11 protein-coding genes are annotated in these 17,832 nt (G+C 67.0%); 8 read left to right on the top strand and 3 right to left on the bottom strand.

Annotated elements, in window-relative coordinates; all coding sequences use genetic code 11:
• Positions 1-7: 7 nt before the first annotated feature.
• The 3 genes from FEZ61_RS19555 to aceE form a co-directional block, all read right to left on the bottom strand.
• A complete protein-coding gene (locus FEZ61_RS19555; protein ID WP_173150104.1) occupies positions 8-2,614 on the bottom strand; it encodes a GGDEF and EAL domain-containing protein in 2,607 nt (868 codons plus the stop codon).
• A 279-nt stretch (positions 2,615-2,893) separates the two neighbouring features.
• The gene (gene aceF, locus FEZ61_RS19560; RefSeq protein WP_173150106.1) at positions 2,894-4,882 is read right to left on the bottom strand and encodes a dihydrolipoyllysine-residue acetyltransferase; all 1,989 of its coding nucleotides are present in this window, start codon (positions 4,880-4,882) and stop codon (positions 2,894-2,896) included.
• A gap of 28 nt (positions 4,883-4,910) precedes the next feature.
• The gene (aceE, locus tag FEZ61_RS19565; protein WP_160924545.1) at positions 4,911-7,553 is read right to left on the bottom strand and encodes a pyruvate dehydrogenase (acetyl-transferring), homodimeric type; all 2,643 of its coding nucleotides are present in this window, start codon (positions 7,551-7,553) and stop codon (positions 4,911-4,913) included.
• A gap of 329 nt (positions 7,554-7,882) precedes the next feature.
• Here aceE and glnE point away from each other — a divergent pair, with 329 nt between their 5' ends.
• The 8 genes from glnE (at position 7,883) to FEZ61_RS19605 (ending at position 17,818) form a co-directional block, all read left to right on the top strand.
• A complete protein-coding gene (glnE, locus tag FEZ61_RS19570; protein ID WP_173150108.1) occupies positions 7,883-10,843 on the top strand; it encodes a bifunctional [glutamate--ammonia ligase]-adenylyl-L-tyrosine phosphorylase/[glutamate--ammonia-ligase] adenylyltransferase in 2,961 nt (986 codons plus the stop codon).
• A gap of 113 nt (positions 10,844-10,956) precedes the next feature.
• Complete coding sequence (waaF, locus tag FEZ61_RS19575; RefSeq protein WP_173150110.1) at positions 10,957-11,991, top strand: lipopolysaccharide heptosyltransferase II; 1,035 nt, start codon at positions 10,957-10,959, stop codon at positions 11,989-11,991.
• Complete coding sequence (gene waaC / locus FEZ61_RS19580) at positions 11,992-12,999, top strand: lipopolysaccharide heptosyltransferase I (protein WP_017640104.1); 1,008 nt, start codon at positions 11,992-11,994, stop codon at positions 12,997-12,999. It begins immediately after the preceding gene.
• Complete coding sequence (locus FEZ61_RS19585; RefSeq protein ID WP_017640105.1) at positions 12,996-14,114, top strand: glycosyltransferase family 4 protein; 1,119 nt, start codon at positions 12,996-12,998, stop codon at positions 14,112-14,114. The genes waaC and FEZ61_RS19585 overlap by 4 nt, the downstream gene beginning before the upstream one ends.
• Positions 14,111-14,917, top strand: a complete 807-nt coding sequence (gene rfaP / locus FEZ61_RS19590) for a lipopolysaccharide core heptose(I) kinase RfaP (protein ID WP_017640106.1) — start codon at positions 14,111-14,113, stop codon at positions 14,915-14,917. The genes FEZ61_RS19585 and rfaP overlap by 4 nt, the downstream gene beginning before the upstream one ends.
• Positions 14,917-15,648, top strand: a complete 732-nt coding sequence (locus FEZ61_RS19595) for a lipopolysaccharide kinase InaA family protein (protein ID WP_017640107.1) — start codon at positions 14,917-14,919, stop codon at positions 15,646-15,648. The genes rfaP and FEZ61_RS19595 overlap by 1 nt, the downstream gene beginning before the upstream one ends.
• Complete coding sequence (locus FEZ61_RS19600; RefSeq protein WP_064307365.1) at positions 15,645-16,400, top strand: lipopolysaccharide kinase InaA family protein; 756 nt, start codon at positions 15,645-15,647, stop codon at positions 16,398-16,400. The genes FEZ61_RS19595 and FEZ61_RS19600 overlap by 4 nt, the downstream gene beginning before the upstream one ends.
• On the top strand, positions 16,397-17,818 hold the full coding sequence (locus tag FEZ61_RS19605; RefSeq protein WP_068383061.1) for a lipopolysaccharide kinase InaA family protein: 1,422 nt from the start codon (positions 16,397-16,399) through the stop codon (positions 17,816-17,818). The genes FEZ61_RS19600 and FEZ61_RS19605 overlap by 4 nt, the downstream gene beginning before the upstream one ends.
• Positions 17,819-17,832 lie beyond the last annotated feature (14 nt).

Below are 17,832 nucleotides of genomic sequence, written 5' to 3' on the forward strand. Positions count from 1 at the left end.
CGGCGGGTCAGCGCGTCGGCAGGTAACGCGCCAGGGCGGCGTCGAGCTGGTCGGCCGGGATGGGCTTGTCGAACAGATAGCCCTGGCCGATATCGCAACGATGATGGCGCAGGAAAGCCAGCTGTTCGGTCGTCTCGATGCCCTCGGCAACCACCTGCAGCCGCAGGTTGTGGGCCATGGCGATCACCGCGGAGGTGATTTCCATGTCGTCCTGGTTGTCCGGGATGTCCTTGATGAAACTCCTGTCGATCTTGATGATGTCGATGGGGAATTTTTTCAAGTAGCTGAGCGACGAATAACCGGTGCCGAAGTCGTCCATCGCCAGGCTCATGCCCAGCCGCTTGAGGGCTTCGAGGGTGTTGCGGGTAGCGTCGGTGGCATCCAGCAGCAGGCTTTCGGTCAGTTCCAGCTCCAGCCTTTTGGGCGCGATGCCTTCCTCGTCGAGGATGGTGACGAAGGACTGCACCAAGTCGGGATCGGTGAACTGCTTGGGCGACAGGTTGATGGCGATCTGCAGGTCGTCGAAGCCGGCGGCGTCGAGACGGTGCAGCTGGCGACAGACCTCGCGGATGATCCACTTGCCGATGGGCACGATGAGCCCGGTTTCCTCGGCGATGCTGATGAACTGGTCCGGGCGGATCATGCCCTTTTCCGGATGCTGCCAGCGGATCAGGGCTTCCAGGCCAAGCAGCTTGGCGCGCTTCAGGCAGACCTTGGGCTGGTAATGCACCAGCAATTCGTTCTGCTCCAGGGCGCGGCGCAGGTTGTTCTGCACGAACAGCTTGTTGCTGGCCTCGGCGATCAGCGCCTCGGTGAACACCTGGACCTGATGGCCGCCGGTGGCCTTGGCCCTGTGCAGGGCGAGGCCGGCGTGCTTGATCAGGGTCTGCGGATCGGTCTCGTGCGGCCTGGCGGTGGTCAGACCGATGGAGCAGCTGATCAGGGTCGGGTGGCCTTCCACGTAGAGCGGCGGATCCAGGGCTACCAGGGTGTCGCGAGCCAGGCTGGTGGCGGACACCGCATCCATGCCGTCGAGCAGCACGGCGAATTCGTTGCTGGCGATGCGCGCGATCAGCGCGCCCTTGCCCAGGGCGCTGCGCAGGCGCCGGGCCAGGCCCACCAGCAGCTGGTCGCCGATGCGATGACCCAGGCTGTCGTTGACCCTCTTGAAGTTGTCGACGTCCACCAGCAGCAGCGAGTGCTCGCTGCTCGGATGGGACTGCTCCAGGCGTTCTTCCAGGCGGGCGATGAAGTGGCTGCGGTTGGCCAGCCCGGTAAGGCTGTCGCGAAACACCATCTCGTCGTTGTGCTGCTGGGCGAAGCGGGTTTTGCTGGTGTCCTGGAAGATACCCAGATAGCCCTGCAGGTCGCCGTTGGGCTGCTGGATCTTGGACAGTGACAGCTGGCCCCAGTAGGTCTCGCCGTCGCGGCGATAGCACCGCAATTCGCCCTGCCAGCTGTCCTGGTGCGCCAGGTGCTGCCAGGCTTCGTAGAGCAGCTCGCTCCAGTTCTCCAGGGCCGGCAGGGATTCGACGTGCAGGCCCTGCAGCTTGGCGATGGGATAGCCGGTGATGCGGGCGAAGCTGTCGGTGGCGTGCTCCAGGCGACCGCCGGCATCCAGCAGCAGGAAGGCATCGTTGCTGGCTTCCATCACCCGGGTGAGGGGGTGGGCGACCTTCGGCAAGCGCTCCGGCTGCTGGAGCAGGGCAGCCAGACATTCCGCCAGGCTGCGGGCGAAGGCGACGTCCTCGGCCTCCCAGGTAGCTGGCCGGTCCCGTCTCAGGCAGAGCAGGCCGATCAGCTGATTCTCGTGCAGCAGCGCCACGTCCAGGGCCGTTCCGCCCCCGGTATGGGAAGGGTGCAGCACCTGGCTGGCGTCTTCGATCACGCCCTGCTCACGCAACCGGCGGCGGTGGTCGCTGCACAGCGTGGGCAGGCGCTCTTCCTTGCACAGGGTGACGAGGCCATTGCCTTCGTAGCGCCACAGGCTGAGCTCATCCACGGCGAAGGCGGCCGGGCCCTGGGCACGCAGCAGCTGCACCAGTTCGTCGTCGACCGGCGTCTGTCTCAGGGCCAGCCGGGACAATTCGAGCAGCAGGGTCTGCCGCGCCTGGGCCATCCCCAGCCGTTGCTGGCTGTGGTCCTGGCTTTCCTGCAGGAGCGCCAGGGTCGACCGCAGGGCCAGGTTGTGGGCTTCCCATTCGCCGGCCAGGGCATCGTCGTTCATCACCCGCAGCAGATAGCCGCGTAGCAGGGGGCGACCATGACGCTGCAGGCTCTCGCCCACCTCGACGACCTGGCAGGGGGCCGTGGTGGAATGGAACAGGTAACGCACCTGATAGCTGCCATGCTCGGCGAGTTGCAGCTGGATGTCCTCGTGCAGGCGATGACGGACGCTGGGCTCCATCAGGCTGGCATAGGGGGCATCGATGAGCGAACACAGCGCCTGGGCGGGCAGGCCGAGGCTGGCCTCACAGCGGGAGTCGAGATAGAGCATCGCCCAGGAGGCTTCATTCAGACGCTCGAAGCGCAGCAAGCCCAATCGGGCAGGAGCGCTGAGCGCGCCCGCCTGATCGGCTACCGCGGCATCGGCAGCATCGGAGTGAATACTCATGCGAGGGTCCGCGTCCTTGTGAAGACGGAAAAATGTCCTAGGGTTATCGGAAAGGACAGACAAATCATTAATCCTTCTTCCTCTCCGTCTCGCCAGCGCTCTGGGATAGCTGTCAAGGTTGCCCGATAGGGCCCAGGGCATGCAAGGGGCGACGCTCAGGGCGCTCATCCTACCTTTTTCCTGGATCTTTCGGTTGATCTGGCAGCAAAAACCCCGCATGAGCGGGGTTCTTGCTACACCAGAAGACGGTAGCGGGAAGCCATTACCGTCCTGTGGCGTTTACAGCAGCAGGCTGCGGATTTCCGCCAGCAGATCGCCCAGGCGCTTGGTGAAGCGCGCGGCAGCTGCCCCGTTGATCACGCGGTGATCGTAGGACAGCGACAGCGGCAGCATCAGGCGCGGCTGGAAGGCCTTACCGTCCCAGACCGGCTGCATGCTGGCCTTGGACACGCCGAGGATCGCCACTTCCGGGGCATTGACGATCGGCGTAAAGCCGGTACCGCCGATGTGACCCAGGCTGGAAATGGTGAAGCAGGCGCCCTGCATGTCGTCACCGCTGAGCTTCTTGGTCCGCGCCTTTTCCGCCAGCTGGGCGGCTTCGGCGGCGAGTTGCAGGAGGCTCTTCTGGTCGACGTTGCGGATGACCGGGACCAGCAGGCCGTCCGGGGTGTCCACGGCGAAGCCGATGTGCACGTACTTCTTGCGGATCACCGCCTTGCCGCTGGGGGCCAGGGAGGCGTTGAAGTCCGGCAGTTCCTTGAGCACATGGGCGCAGGCCTTGAGTAGGAACGGCAGGATGGTCAACTTGACGCCGGCCTTTTCCGCGACGGCTTTCTGGCCGACCCGGAAGGCTTCCAGATCGGTCACGTCGGACTGGTCGAACTGGGTCACGTGGGGCACGTTCAGCCAGCTGCGATGCAGGTTGTTGGCGCCGACCTGCATGAGGCGCGTCATCGGCACCTCTTCGATCTCGCCGAACTTGCTGAAGTCCACGGTGGGGATCGGCGGAATGCCGGCGCCGCCGGTGGCCCCTGCAGCCGCGGCCGGAGCCGCCTTGCTCTTCTGCAGCTGATCCTTGACGTAGGCCTGGACGTCTTCCTTGAGGATGCGGCCCTTGGGACCGGTCGGGGTGACCTCGCCCAGATCGACGCCGAACTCGCGGGCGACCATGCGCACGGCCGGGCCGGCATGGACCTTCTTGCCCTTGCCGGCGGCGGGTGCGCTGGCCGGGGCGGCAGCCTTGGCCGGAGCCTCGGCTTTCTTCTCGGCAGCCGGCGCGCTGGCGGCGGTGTTGCCGGCAGCCGGCTTGGCCGCCTGCTTGGGCGCGGCACCGGCCACCTTCAGGGTCAGGATCAGATCACCGGTCTTGGCCTGGTCATTGACCTTGATGGCGACGCTTTCCACCACGCCCGCCTTGGGCGCCGGGATTTCCATGCTGGCCTTGTCGGACTCCAGCACGATCAGCGACTGCTCGGCCTTGACCTGCTCACCGGCCTTGACCAGCACCTCGATGACGTTGGCACTACCAGTGGAGCCGATGTCGGGGACCTTGATCTCCTCGACCGACTCACCGGCCGGCTCGGCGGCAGCTTCCTCGTGCAGCTCGGGCTCGGCGGCTTCCTTGGCGGGCTTGTCGCCGGCCTTGGATTCGACGCTCTTGCTCGGCTTGGCATTGGCGGCGCCCTTGAGCACCAGGATCAGATCGCCGGTGCCCACTTCGTCGCCGACCTTGACGGAAACGCTCTCCACCACGCCCGCGGCGGGGGAGGGGATTTCCATGCTGGCCTTGTCGGATTCCAGGGTGATCAGCGTCTGCTCGGCGGCGATGGTGTCGCCGGGCTTGACCGCCACCTCGATGATGCTGGCCTTGCCGCTGGAGCCGATGTCCGGAACGTGAATTTCCTGGGACTCGCCTTCGCCGGCGGACGCCGAAGCGTCCTCGTCGCCGGCTGGCGTCGGGGTTTCGCTTTCCTCGACCTGGGTCTGCTTGGACTCGGCCTTGGGTTCGGCGGCGGGTTCGCTGCCGGTGGCGGCGTCCTCGCCTTCCAGGTCGATCAGCAGATCACCGGTCTTGAGGGTGTCGCCGACCTTGATGTGCAGGGCGGCGATCTTGCCGGCCTTGGGAGCCGGAATCTCCATGCTGGCCTTGTCGGACTCCAGCACCACCAGGCTCTGTTCGGCCTCGACGGTATCGCCGACCTTCACCAGCAGCTCGATGACTTCGCCGTCGCCACTGCCGATGTCGGGTACGCGGATGGTCTCGCTCACAGTTGTTTCCTCTTATCCGTGTGCCGCATCAGCAATCCAGGGGATTGCGCTTCTCGGTGTCGATGCCGAACTTGGTGATGGCGTCGGCCACGACCTTGCGTTCCAGCTTGCCTTGGTTGGCCAGCGCCTGCAGAGCGGCGACGGCGACCCAGCGGCGGTCGACCTCGAAGTGATCACGCAGCTTCTTGCGGCTGTCGCTGCGACCGAAGCCGTCGGTACCCAGCACCTGGAATTCGGTGGGGACCCACTGGCGGATCTGGTCGGCGAACAGCTTCATGTAGTCGGTGGAGGCGATGACCGGACCCTGACGCTCGCCCAGGCACTGCTCGACATAGGTCAGGCGGCGCTCTTCCAGCGGGTGCAGGCGGTTCCAGCGATCCACGGCCAGGCCTTCACGGCGCAGTTCGTTGAAGCTGGTGACGCTCCAGATATCGGCGCCGACGCCCATCTCGCGCAGCAGGCCAGCGGCAGCGCGGACCTCGTTGAGGATGGTGCCCGAGCCCAGCAGCTGGACGCGGTGCTTGAAGTCGCCCTGCTCTTCTTCCAGCAGGTACATGCCCTTGATGATGCCTTCTTCGACACCTGCGGGCATGGCCGGCTGCTGGTAGTTCTCGTTCATCACGGTGATGTAGTAGAAGACGCTCTGCTGCAGTTCCATCATCTGATGGATGCCTTCACGCATGATCACTGCCAGCTCGTAGGCATAGGTGGGATCGTAGCTGCGGCAGTTGGGGATGGTGCCGGCCAGGATGTGGCTGTGACCGTCCTCGTGCTGCAGGCCTTCGCCGTTGAGGGTGGTACGGCCGGAGGTGCCGCCCAGCAGGAAGCCGCGGGTCTGGGCATCGCCCGCCGCCCAGGCCAGGTCGCCGATGCGCTGGAAGCCGAACATCGAATAGAAGATGTAGACCGGCAGCATGGGCTGGTTGTAGTTGCTGTAGGCGGTGCCGGCGGCGATGAAGGAGGACATGGCGCCCGCTTCGTTGAGGCCTTCCTGGAGGATCTGGCCGTCCTTCTCTTCGCGGTAGTACATCACCTGGTCGCGATCGACCGGCTCATAGAGCTGGCCATGGGGCGAGTAGATGCCCAACTGGCGGAACATGCCTTCCATGCCGAAGGTACGGGCCTCGTCGGCGAGGATGGGCACGATGCGCTTGCCCAGGTCCTTGTCCTTGACCAGTTGCGACAGGATGCGGCCGAAGGCCATGGTGGTGGAGATCTCGCGATCACCGGAGCCGTCCAGTACCGCCTTCAGGGTGTCCAGCGGCGGGGTGGGGATGCTGATGCTGCGGGCGCGACGCTGGGGCAGGTGACCACCCAGGGACTCGCGGCGGCCCATCAGGTACTTCATCTCGGCGCTGTCGTCGGCCGGACGATAGAAGGGCAGCTCGCTGAGCTGGGAATCGTTCAGCGGGATGTCGAAGCGATCGCGGAATTTCTTCAGCGACTCCACATCGACCTTCTTGGTGTTGTGCGCGGTGTTCTTGGCTTCGCCCGCACCGGTGCCATAGCCCTTGATGGTCTTGGCCAGGATGACGGTGGGCTGGCCCTTGTGGTTGACCGCCTGGTGGTAGGCCGCATAGACCTTGTAGGGGTCGTGACCGCCGCGGTTGAGCTTCCAGATCTCGTCGTCGGACAGGTCCTCGACCATCTTGAGCAGCTCGGGATTGGCGCCGAAGAAGTGCTTGCGCACATAGGCACCGTCTTTGGCCTTGTAGTTCTGGTATTCACCATCGACCACGGCGTCCATGCGTTGCTGCATGCGACCTTCGGTGTCGCGGGCGAACAGCGGATCCCACATGCGGCCCCAGAGGACCTTGGTGACGTTCCAGTCGGCGCCACGGAAGATGCCTTCCAGTTCCTGGACGATCTTGCCGTTACCACGTACCGGGCCGTCGAGGCGCTGCAGGTTGCAGTTGATGACGAAGATCAGGTTGTCGAGGTTCTCGCGGCCGGCCAGGGAGATGGCGCCCAGGGTTTCCGGCTCGTCGCACTCGCCGTCGCCGATGAAGCACCAGACCTTCTGCTTGCCGGCAGGGATGTAGCCGCGGTTCTCCAGGTACTTCATGAAGCGGGCCTGGTAGATGGCGGTGATCGGACCCAGACCCATGGAGACGGTCGGGAACTGCCAGAAGTCGGGCATCAGGTGCGGGTGCGGATAGCTCGACAGCCCCTTGCCGTCCACTTCCTGACGGAAGTTGTTCATCTGGTCTTCGGAGAGGCGGCCTTCCAGGAAGGCACGGGCGTAGACGCCGGGCGAGGCATGGCCCTGGTAGTAGATCAGGTCGCCGCCGTGCTCTTCGTTGGGCGCCTTCCAGAAATAGTTGAAGCCGATGTCATAGAGGGTGGCGCTGGAGGCGAAGGTGGAGATGTGGCCACCCAGATCCGGATCCTTGAGGTTGGCGCGCATGACCATCGCCAGGGCGTTCCAGCGGACCAGCGAGCGGATGCGCCGCTCCATGAACAGGTCGCCCGGCATATGGGCTTCCTTGGTCACTGGAATGGTGTTGCGATAGGGGGTATTGATGGAGTAGGGCAGCTGGGTACCACTGCGGGTAGCCAGTTCGCCCATGCGGGTCATCAGATAATGAACGCGCTCCTCGCCTTCGTGGTCGAGGACGGACTCCAGGGCGTCCAGCCATTCCTGGGTTTCGACGGGATCGAGATCTTGCATGGCTTGCTCCAGGGCGGAAAGGCTTCCAAAATCGGTCGCCTCAGGGTCGCCGCCGGCCTCTTGGGGGCAGCGAAAATTCTTGGATTTATGACCGGACGGTTCCGATCGGCGTGTAGTTTTACTACAAATTCAAATCCGTTTCAGCTCCGAGCTGTAATGCGATAAAAAACAATTCGACGTTTGTCGAACGCGCTGCTCATGGGCTCGCGAACTCCGAACCGCGGACGTGAAAACGGTTCCCGCTCGGACCAGGTGGTCCGTCGGAATGTCCCGGGTAGGGGGGTCGCGGCAGGGTGGTGGGGTTCGACCGTCCCTGCGCAGGACTGCCCATGATACCCCTCCTTCGTCCCGATCTGCCTCCGACTCTCGTCGCCTGTGCCCAGCTCGCCGACCGGCGCCTGGCCGACGCCCTGGCCACGCTGCCCGCGGCCGCCGCCCGCCAGGCAGACTGGTCCGCGGCGCAGCGTGCCGACTGGCGGCGGGTGGCCGCTCTCAGTGACTTCGTCGTCGAGCAGTTCTGCCGTCTGCCCGAGCCCTGCCTGGCATTGGTCGACAGTGGCGATCTGGAGCTGTCACTGGCACCGGGCGAGATGGCGCAGCGGTTGCGCGAGGCGCTCGTCGATTGCCCGGACGAGGCCGAGCTGGGGCGCCGGTTGCGGCGGTTTCGCATGTTGCAGCAGGTGCGCATCGTCTGGCGCGACCTGACCCGCCGCGCCGATCTGGTGGAGACCTGCCGCGACCTCAGTGAGCTGGCCGATGCCTGCATCGACCAGGCCTGCGCCTGGCTCTACGCCCAGCAGTGCGTCCAGTTCGGCGTGCCGACCGGGCGCCACAGTGGCCAGCCACAGCAACTGGTGGTGCTGGGCATGGGCAAGCTGGGCGCGGGGGAATTGAATCTGTCCTCCGATATCGACCTGATCTTCGCCTATGGCGAGGCCGGGGAGACCCGCGGCGCACGGCGCGAGCAGGACAACCAGGAATTCTTCACCCGCCTCGGGCAGCGCCTGATCAAGGCGCTGGATGCCACCACGGTGGAGGGCTTCGTCTTCCGCGTCGACATGCGCCTGCGGCCCTATGGCAGCGCCGGCGCCCTGGTGCTGAGCTTTGCCGCCATGGAACTCTATTACCAGGACCAGGGCCGCGACTGGGAACGCTACGCCATGATCAAGGCACGGGTGGTCGGCGGCGACCAGGTCAGCGGCGCCGAGCTGCTGACCCTGCTGCGACCCTTCGTCTATCGGCGCTATCTGGATTTTTCCGCCATCGAAGCCCTGCGCAGCATGAAGCAGCTGATTCGCCAGGAGGTGCGCCGACGCGGCATGACCGACAACGTCAAGCTGGGTGCGGGCGGTATCCGTGAGGTGGAGTTCATCGCCCAGGCCTACCAGCTGATCCACGGCGGGCGTGATCCGGCGCTGCAACAGCGACCGCTGCTCAGGGTGCTGACCAGTCTGCGCGAGCGCGACTATCTGCCGGCCGCGGCCGAAGCGGAACTCCGCGAGGGCTACTGCTTCCTGCGCTATGTCGAGCATGGGTTGCAGGCCATCGCCGACCAGCAGACCCAGACCCTGCCGGTGGATCCCCAGGGGCGGGCGCGGGTGGCCTTCCTCATGGGCTATGCCGACTGGGATGAATTCAGCGCGGCGCTCGACGCCTGGCGCAGCCGCATCGACTGGCATTTCCAGCAGACCATCGCCGATCCCGAGGAGGAGACCCAGAGCGCCGAGCTGGAAGACAGCTGGCTGCCGCTGTGGGAAGACCTGCTCGACCCCGAGGAGTCCCTGGCGCGACTGCGCGAGGCGGGCTTCCAGGCGCCGGAGCAGGCGCTGGAACTGCTGGCCAGTCTGCGGGCCAGCGGCCAGGTGCGGGCCATGCAGCGCGCCGGTCGCGAGCGCCTGGATGCCTTCATGCCACGGCTGCTGGATGCGGTCAGCGCCGACGAGCAACCCGGTCGGGCGCTGGAGCGGGTGCTGCCGCTGGTGGAAGCCGTGGCACGACGCTCCGCCTACCTGGTCCTGCTCAGCGAGAATCCGCCGGCCCTGGCACGGCTGCTGGAACTCTGCGGGGCCAGTGCCTGGGTGGCCGAGCAGATCGCCCGCTATCCAGCGTTGCTCGACGAATTGCTCAACGAGGGTCGGCTCTACCATCCGCCGCAGAAGCCTGAGTTGGCTGCCGAATTGCGCGAACGTCTGATGCGCCTGCCCGAAGAGGACCTGGAGCAGCAGATGGACGTGCTGCGCCACTTCAAGCGCGCCCACAGCCTGCGGGTGGCGGCGGCGGAGATCGCCGGCAGCCTGCCGCTGATGAAGGTCAGCGACTACCTGACCTGGCTGGCCGAGGTGATCCTCGAAGAGGTCTTCGGCCTGGCCTGGCGCCAGCTGGTGCAGCGCCATGGCACGCCGCAGCGGCGCGACGGCTCGCCCTGCCAGCCGGACTTCATCGTTGTCGGCTACGGCAAGGTCGGCGGCATCGAGCTGGGCCACGGCTCGGACCTCGACCTGGTGTTCATCCACGACGCCGATCCCCTGGCCGAGACCGATGGCGCCAAGCCCATGGATGGCGCCCAGTTCTTCAATCGCCTCGGCCAGCGCATCATCCATCTGCTCACCACCACCACCCCGGTGGGCACCCTCTACGAGGTGGACATGCGCCTGCGGCCGTCCGGCGCGGCGGGGCTGCTGGTGAGTTCGCTGGAGGCCTTCGAGCGCTACCAGCAGAGCGAGGCCTGGACCTGGGAGCACCAGGCGCTGGTGCGGGCGCGGGTGGTGGCGGGTTGTCCACGTCTAGGAGAACGCTTCGACGAGGTGCGGGCGCGCATCCTCGGTCGGCAGCGGGAGCTGGCGACCCTGCAGGCCGACGTGGCCGGCATGCGCGACAAGATGCTCGACAACCTCGGCACCGCGGTGACCGCCGGCGGACTGGGGCCGAACGCGCGCCGGCCGGAGCAGCTGTTCGACCTCAAGCAGGATGCCGGCGGTATCGTCGATATCGAATTTATGGTCCAATATGCCGTTCTGGCCTGGTCGTGGCAGCATCCCGAATTGCTGCGTTTTCCCGACAACATCCGCATCCTGGAATCCCTCGAAGCGGCTGGTCTGGTACCGGCCACGGACGCCATTGCCCTGCGCGAAGCCTATAAGGCCTACCGCGCCGCGCTGCACCGCCTGGTCCTGCAGAAGCAGCCGGGCAAGGTACCGGCCGACGGCTTTCTCGCCGAGCGCGACGAAGTGCGCCGTATCTGGCACGGCCTGGGGCTGGACACGCCGTCCGGCAATCCGGCCACCTTTTAGGCCGCCATCAGTAAGGAGAGGCAAGATGTCGATGTCCGTGCGCGAGCTTTCGATCAGGCCGGGCCTGAGGGAGTGGGAGTCGGCCACCCGCTAGGTGCCGATCGCCTTCCAGCATGAATATTCTGATCATCGGACCCAGTTGGGTCGGCGACATGGTGATGGCGCAGACCCTCTTCGTCTGTCTCAAGCGCCAGCACCCCGACTGCCAGATCGACGTCCTCGCCCCCGAGTGGAGTCGCCCGCTGCTCGAGCGCATGCCCGAGGTGCGCGAAGCCCTGAGCTTTCCCCTCGGCCACGGCGCCTTCGAACTGGCCACCCGCCGGCGCATCGGCCAGCAGCTGCGCGGTCGCTATGACCAGGCGATCCTCTTGCCCAACTCGCTGAAGTCGGCGCTGGTGCCCTATTTCGCCGGCATCCCCAAGCGTACCGGCTGGCGCGGCGAGATGAGATTCGGCCTGCTCAACGACATCCGCACCCTGGACAAGGCCCGCTATCCGCTGATGATCGAGCGCTTCATGGCGCTGGCTTACCCACCAGGCGCCGAGTTGCCCAAGCCCTATCCCGAACCGCGCCTGGTCATCGATCCGGCCAGCCGCGACACGGCCCTGGAGCGCTTCGGGCTGAGTCTGGACCGGCCGGTGCTGGCGCTCTGCCCGGGCGCCGAGTTCGGCGAGGCCAAGCGCTGGCCGGCCGAGCACTATGCCGCCGTGGCCGATGCCCGGCTGCGCCAGGGCTGGCAGGTCTGGCTGTTCGGTTCGCAGAAGGATGCTCCGGGTGGCGAGGAAATCCGCGAATGGGTCACCCCCGGCTTCGAAGAGGATGTCTACAACCTCGCCGGGCGTACCTCCCTGGCCGAGGCCATCGACCTGCTCTCCTGCGCCAGTGCAGTGATCAGCAACGATTCCGGCCTGATGCATGTGGCCGCTGCCCTGGATCGCCCGCTGGTGGCGGTCTATGGCTCCACCTCGCCGGGCTTCACGCCGCCGCTGGCCAACCAGGTCGAGGTGGTGCGCCTGGGGCTGGAGTGCAGTCCCTGCTTCGACCGAACCTGCCGCTTCGGCCATTACGATTGCCTGCGCCTCTTGCAGCCGAGCCTGGTGCAGGAGGCGCTCGGCCGCCTGGTCGCCGATCCGATCGAGGTGGGCTAGATGCGCGTGCTGCTTATCAAGACCTCCTCCCTCGGCGATGTCATCCATACCCTGCCGGCGCTGACCGATGCGGCCCGGGCCATCCCCGGCATCTGCTTCGACTGGGTGGTGGAGGAGGGCTTCGCCGAGATTCCCGCCTGGCACCCGGCCGTGAGTCAGGTGATTCCGGTGGCCCTGCGCCGCTGGCGCAAGCAGCCCTTTTCCGCCTGGGCCAGTGGCGAGTGGGGCGAATTCAAGAGTCGCGTGCGCGAGCAGCGCTATGACCGGGTGATCGATGCCCAGGGCCTGCTCAAGAGCGCCTGGCTGACCCGTTACGCCGAGGCGCCGGTCGCCGGTCTCGACCGCAATTCCGCGCGCGAGCCCCTGGCCAGCCGCTTCTATGACGAGCGCTATCACGTCGCCAAGGGGCAGCACGCCCTGGAGCGGATCCGCCAGCTGTTCGCCCAGGCCCTGGACTATCCGCTGCCGGCGGGCGTGGGTGATTACGGCCTGGATCGGCAACGTCTGGCCGGCCCCAACGAGACGCCCTATGTGGTGTTCCTGCACGGCACCACCTGGGTCAGCAAGCACTGGCCCGAAGCGCACTGGCGCGAATTGGCCGAGCGCATGAGCCAACTGGACTGGCCGGTGCGACTGCTGTGGGGCAACGAGGCGGAACATGCCCGTGCCGAGCGCATCGCCGACGGCCTCGACGGCGTCCAGGTGCTGCCGCGCCTGAATCTCGCCGGGGTGGCCAAGGTGCTGGCCGGCGCCCGGGCCTGCGTGGCGGTGGATACCGGGCTGGGTCACTTGGCGGCCGCCCTGGATGTACCCACCGTCTCGCTCTATGGCCCGACCAGTCCGAAAAAGGTCGGTGCCTATGGCCGCGCCCAGGTGCACCTGAGTGCCGTGGGCCTGGATGGCACCGACGAGCCGCGCGATCAGCCCGCGGCCAGTCTGGCCGCCCTGACCCCGGAGCGGGTCGAACTGGAACTGGAAACCCTGCTGTTGGAAGACCTCCCCGCATGACCCTGGCTTTCGTGCTCTACAAGTACTTTCCCTTTGGCGGCCTGCAGCGGGACTTCCTGCGCATCGCCCAGGAGTGCCAGCGCCGCGGCCATGCCATTCGCGTCTACACCCTGATCTGGGAAGGCCCGGTGCCGGAGGGCTTCGACGTGCGGGTGGCCAGGATCAGCGCCCTGTTCAATCACCGCCGCAACGAGAAATTCCACGCCTGGCTGCAGGCCGATCTCGCCCGCGATCCGGTGGACCGGGTGATCGGCTTCAACAAGATGCCGGGGCTGGACGTCTATTACGCCGCCGATCCCTGCTTCGAGGACAAGGCCCAGACCCTGCGCAATCCGCTCTATCGCCAGTGGGGCCGCTATCGCCATTTCGCCGAATACGAACGCGCGGTGTTCGCCCCCGAGTCGTCGACCGAGATCCTGATGATCTCCGAGGTGCAGCAGCCGTTGTTCGTCAAGCACTATGGGACGCCTGCACCGCGCTTCCACCTCTTGCCGCCGGGCATCGCCGCCGATCGCCGTGCGCCGGCCAATGCCGCCGAGATCCGCGCCGACTTCCGTCGCGAATTCGGGCTGGAGGAGGGCGAGCTGCTGCTGGTGCAGATCGGCTCCGGCTTCAAGACCAAGGGCCTGGATCGCAGCCTGCGGGCCTTGGCGTCCTTGCCCAAGGAACTGCGCCGCCGCACTCGACTCTTCGCCATCGGCCAGGACGATCCCAAGCCCTTCCTGCTGCAGGCCAAGGCCCTGGGCGTGAGCGATCGCGTCCAGATCCTCAAGGGCCGCAGCGACATCCCGCGCTTCCTGCTCGGCGCCGATCTCTTGATCCATCCGGCCTATAACGAGAACACCGGTACCGTGCTGCTGGAGGCGCTGGTCGCCGGGCTGCCGGTGCTGGTCACCGACGTCTGCGGCTATGCCCACTACATCGACGAGGCCCGCGCCGGCGCGGTGGTGCCGTCGCCATTCGCCCAGGAGACCCTGGACCGGATGCTGGCCGAGCTGCTGGCTGATCCCGAGCGCCGCGCGGTGCAGGGCCGCAACGGCCTGGCCTTCGCCGATAGCGCCGATCTCTATTCGCTGCCCGAGCGCGCCGCCGATGTCATCCTGGGGGTGGCATGACCCTGGAATTGCGTGAGCCCTTCGCCAGCCTCTGGGCCGGCCAGGATCCCTTCGTCGCCGTGGAGGCCCTGCAGGGCCAGGTCTATCGCGAACTGGACGGGCGCCGTACCCTGCGCACCGAGGTGGCCGGGCGGGGTTATTTCGTCAAGATCCACCGCGGCATCGGCTGGGGCGAGATCGCCAAGAATCTGCTGCAGGCCAAGCAGCCGGTGCTGGGTGCGCGCCAGGAATGGCAGGCCATCGAGCGCCTGCACCAGGTCGGCGTGCCGACCATGACCGCGGTGGCCTTTGGCGAGCGCGGCGCCAATCCGGCGACCCAGCATTCCTTCATCATTACCGAGGAGCTGGCGCCCACCGTCAGCCTCGAAGACTTCAGTCTCGAGTGGATCCGCCAGCCCCCCGAGCCCCTGCTCAAGCGGGCGCTGATCGCCGAGGTGGCGCGCATGACCGGGGCCATGCACCGGGCCGGTGTCAACCATCGCGACTGCTACATCTGCCATTTCCTGCTCGACACCGCCCAGCCGGTCACCGTGGCCAATCTGCAGCTCTGGCTGATCGACCTGCACCGCGCCCAGTGCCGCGCCCAGGTGCCCCGGCGCTGGCGCGACAAGGACCTGGCCGGGCTGTATTTCTCCGCCCTGGGCATCGGCCTGACGCGACGTGACTTCCTGCGCTTCCTGCAGGGCTACTTCCAGCGGCCGCTGCGCGAGATCCTGCGCGACGAGGCGCCGCTGCTGGCGCGGCTGGAACGCAAGGCCGCCGCCTTGCTGGAGCGCAAGGAACGCTACGGGGACCGGCTCTGATGGCTGACTGGCGCATCGATTCCAGCGTCGCCCACCTGCCCGAATTCGCGACGCTGGACGCGGTGTTCGCCCTGACCGGCGAACGCCTGACCAGCGATCCGCTGTCGGAAGTGGTACGCATCGAGCGCGACGGCATCCGCTACTACGTCAAGCGCTACCACGGCGCCGGCAAGGGACTGCGGCGCTATGTCGGGCGGCCGCGGGTCAAGGCCGAATGGCAGAATCTCAAGCGTTTCGCCAAGTGGGGCATAGCTACCGCGCCGGTGGTGGCCTGGGGGATGGAGCGCTCTCCCCGGGGGTTCACCCGCGGCGCCATGATCACCCGCGAGATTCCCGATACCCTGGATCTCGCCGAACTGGCCCGGCGCGAGGATCCGCGGCTGCGCGACCGGGTCTGGGTGGACAAGGTCAGTCGTCAGCTGGCCGCGGCGACCCGTACCCTGCACGATCACCATTTCGTCCACAACGATCTCAAGTGGCGCAACCTGCTGGTGGATGGCCAGGGCGTGCTCTATCTCATCGACTGCCCGGCTGGCGCCTTCTGGGTCGGCCACTGGCTGCGCTGGCGCATCGTCAAGGACCTGGCCTGCCTGGACAAGGTGGCCAAGTACCAGCTGTCACGCACCCAGCGCCTCAGGTTCTATCTGCAATACCGAGGTCGCGCGCGCCTCAGCGACAACGACAAGGGGCGCATCCGCGAGGTGCTGGACTATTTCAAGGGGCGGGAATGAACGAGGTATGGGCGGCCGAGGATCGGGCCGTGCTGGCCGGCCAGGGCCTGGACAGCTTCGCGGCGCTGTGGGCGCTGGAGCTGACCGCGGTGGACGAACCCAACCAGGGACGCGGCGGTTTCAGTCAGGTGTTTCGCCTTGACGTTAACGGTCATGGCTACTACCTCAAGCGCCAGCGCGACTACCTGACCCGCACCCTGGCCCGCCCGCTGGGCGAGCCGACCTTCGCCCGCGAGAGTCGCAATATCCGCCGCTACGCCGAGCGCGGCATCCCAGCGCTGGAGCTGGCCTATTACGGCGAGCGCCGCGATGACCAGGGCTGGCGTGCCATCTTGCTGACCCGAGCGCTGGATGACTGGCGCGACCTCGACAGCTGGCTGCGCGTCTGGGCGCACCTGGCCCCCGAGGAGCGCCAGGCGGTGCTGGTCGCCGTCGGCGAACTGGCGCGCCAGCTGCATGGCGCCGGCCAGGTGCACGGCTGCTTCTATCCCAAGCATCTGTTCCTGCAGCGTCAGGGCGAAGGCCTGGCCGCGCGGCTGATCGATCTGGAAAAGACCCGGCCGCTGCTGTTCGGCCGGCGCGATCGTCTGCGCGATCTCGAACCCCTGCTGCGCCGCGCGCCGCAATGGAGCGAGCAGGACATCGCCCGCCTGCTGGCGAGTTATCTGGACCAGCCGCTGGACAGCGTCGCCGTGCGCGACTGGAGTCGGCGTCTGGCCGGGCGTCGCCGCCACAAGGAGCGCAAGGCATGACCCTGGAGCAACTGACCAAGGCCGGTCGTGCGCTGACCCTGCCGTTGCGTATCGAACTGCCCAGTGGCGAGTTGGAACTGCTGTCGCTGCTCAGGGTGCTGCCCGGTCAGCGCTATGTCGGCGAGGCCCGCTGGCAGGGCCGGCGAGTGCTGGCCAAGCTACTGGTCGGCGAGCGCGCGAGTCGGCAATTCGCCCGCGAGCGTGAGGGCTGTCGCCTGCTGGCGGCAGCCGCGGCGGCGACCCCCGCGCTGCTGGACAGCGGCGAGGCGAGCGGGCAGGGCGCCTGGTTGCTGTTCGACTTCATCGAGGCGGCGCCCAGCGTCGAGCACCTCTGGCAGCGGATCGCTGGCGAGCCGCCCCTGTCTCCCGCGCAGAACGACCTGCTCGGCGCGGCCCTCGCCACCCTGGCGCGGTTGCACGCCCAGGGCCTCTGGCAGGCCGATCTGCACCTGGACAACCTGCTGGTCAAGGACGGCGCCGCCCTGGTCATAGACGCGGCGGACATCCAGGCCGAAACGGTCGGCCAGCCGCTGTCCCAGGCCCAGGTGCAGGAGAATCTGGCGGTGTTCTTCGCCCAGCTGCCTGCAACCCTGGATGCCCAGCTGGAAGAGCTGCTGATCCACTACCTGCTGGTCAATGCCGAACACGCCCTGCGCCTGGAGGCCCTGCTGGCGCGCACCGCCGAGATTCGTCGCTGGCGCCTGGCCGACTACCTCAAGAAGAGCGGCCGGGAGTGCACCCTGTTCGCCGTCACCCGCAGCGCCTTTGGCCTGATCGCCGTGCGGCGCACCTGGCTGAATCGCCTGGAAGGCCTGCTGGCCGATCCCGATGCGGCCCTGGCCGGTCTGCCGACCTTCAAGGACGGCGGCGCCGCCACCGTGGCCCGGCTGCAGTGGCAGGGTCAGGACCTGGTGCTCAAGCGATACAACATCAAGGGCTTCGGCCACTGGCTGACGCGTTTCTGGCGGCCGAGCCGGGCCTGGCACAGCTGGCGCGAAGGGCACCGGCTGCGCTTCCTTGGTATTCCCACCCCCGAGCCCCTGGCCGTGCGTGAGCGCCGCTTTCTCGGCCTGCGCGGGCGGGCCTATCTGGTGACGCCCTTCGTCGACGGGCCCAATCTGCTGGAGCGCTTCGCGCCCTATGTGCAGTCGGCGCCGCCTGCGGTCGAGCTGGAGGCCCTGCTGGCGCTGGTCGAGGCCCTGCGTCGCGAGCGCCTTGGCCATGGCGATTTCAAGGGCACCAACCTGATCTGGCATGAAGGTCGCTGGCTGGTGATCGACCTCGACGCCCTCCAGGCCCATGGCAGCGACCGTGCCTACGCCGCCGCCTATGCCCGCGACCGCGCCCGGCTGCTGCGCAACTGGCCGGCCGACAGCGCCCTGCATCGCCTGCTCGACGAGCGCCTGCCGCCGGCCTGAGCGCCGACCCGCCA

Origin of the sequence: Pseudomonas sp. MS15a(2019) (assembly GCF_013277805.1) — a bacterium.
GTDB classification, from domain to species: domain Bacteria; phylum Pseudomonadota; class Gammaproteobacteria; order Pseudomonadales; family Pseudomonadaceae; genus Chryseomonas; species Chryseomonas benzopyrenica.

Bases quoted from the DNA above. Each gene is read 5' to 3' on its own strand.
- FEZ61_RS19555 (WP_173150104.1), bottom strand. From the start codon at position 2,614: ATGAGTATTCACTCCGATGCTGCCGATGCCGCGGTAGCCGATCAGGCG.
- aceE (WP_160924545.1), bottom strand. From the start codon at position 7,553: ATGCAAGATCTCGATCCCGTCGAAACCCAGGAATGGCTGGACGCCCTG.
- glnE (WP_173150108.1), top strand. From the start codon at position 7,883: ATGATACCCCTCCTTCGTCCCGATCTGCCTCCGACTCTCGTCGCCTGT.
- waaF (WP_173150110.1), top strand. From the start codon at position 10,957: ATGAATATTCTGATCATCGGACCCAGTTGGGTCGGCGACATGGTGATG.
- waaC (WP_017640104.1), top strand. From the start codon at position 11,992: ATGCGCGTGCTGCTTATCAAGACCTCCTCCCTCGGCGATGTCATCCAT.
- FEZ61_RS19585 (WP_017640105.1), top strand. From the start codon at position 12,996: ATGACCCTGGCTTTCGTGCTCTACAAGTACTTTCCCTTTGGCGGCCTG.
- rfaP (WP_017640106.1), top strand. From the start codon at position 14,111: ATGACCCTGGAATTGCGTGAGCCCTTCGCCAGCCTCTGGGCCGGCCAG.
- FEZ61_RS19595 (WP_017640107.1), top strand. From the start codon at position 14,917: ATGGCTGACTGGCGCATCGATTCCAGCGTCGCCCACCTGCCCGAATTC.
- FEZ61_RS19600 (WP_064307365.1), top strand. From the start codon at position 15,645: ATGAACGAGGTATGGGCGGCCGAGGATCGGGCCGTGCTGGCCGGCCAG.
- FEZ61_RS19605 (WP_068383061.1), top strand. From the start codon at position 16,397: ATGACCCTGGAGCAACTGACCAAGGCCGGTCGTGCGCTGACCCTGCCG.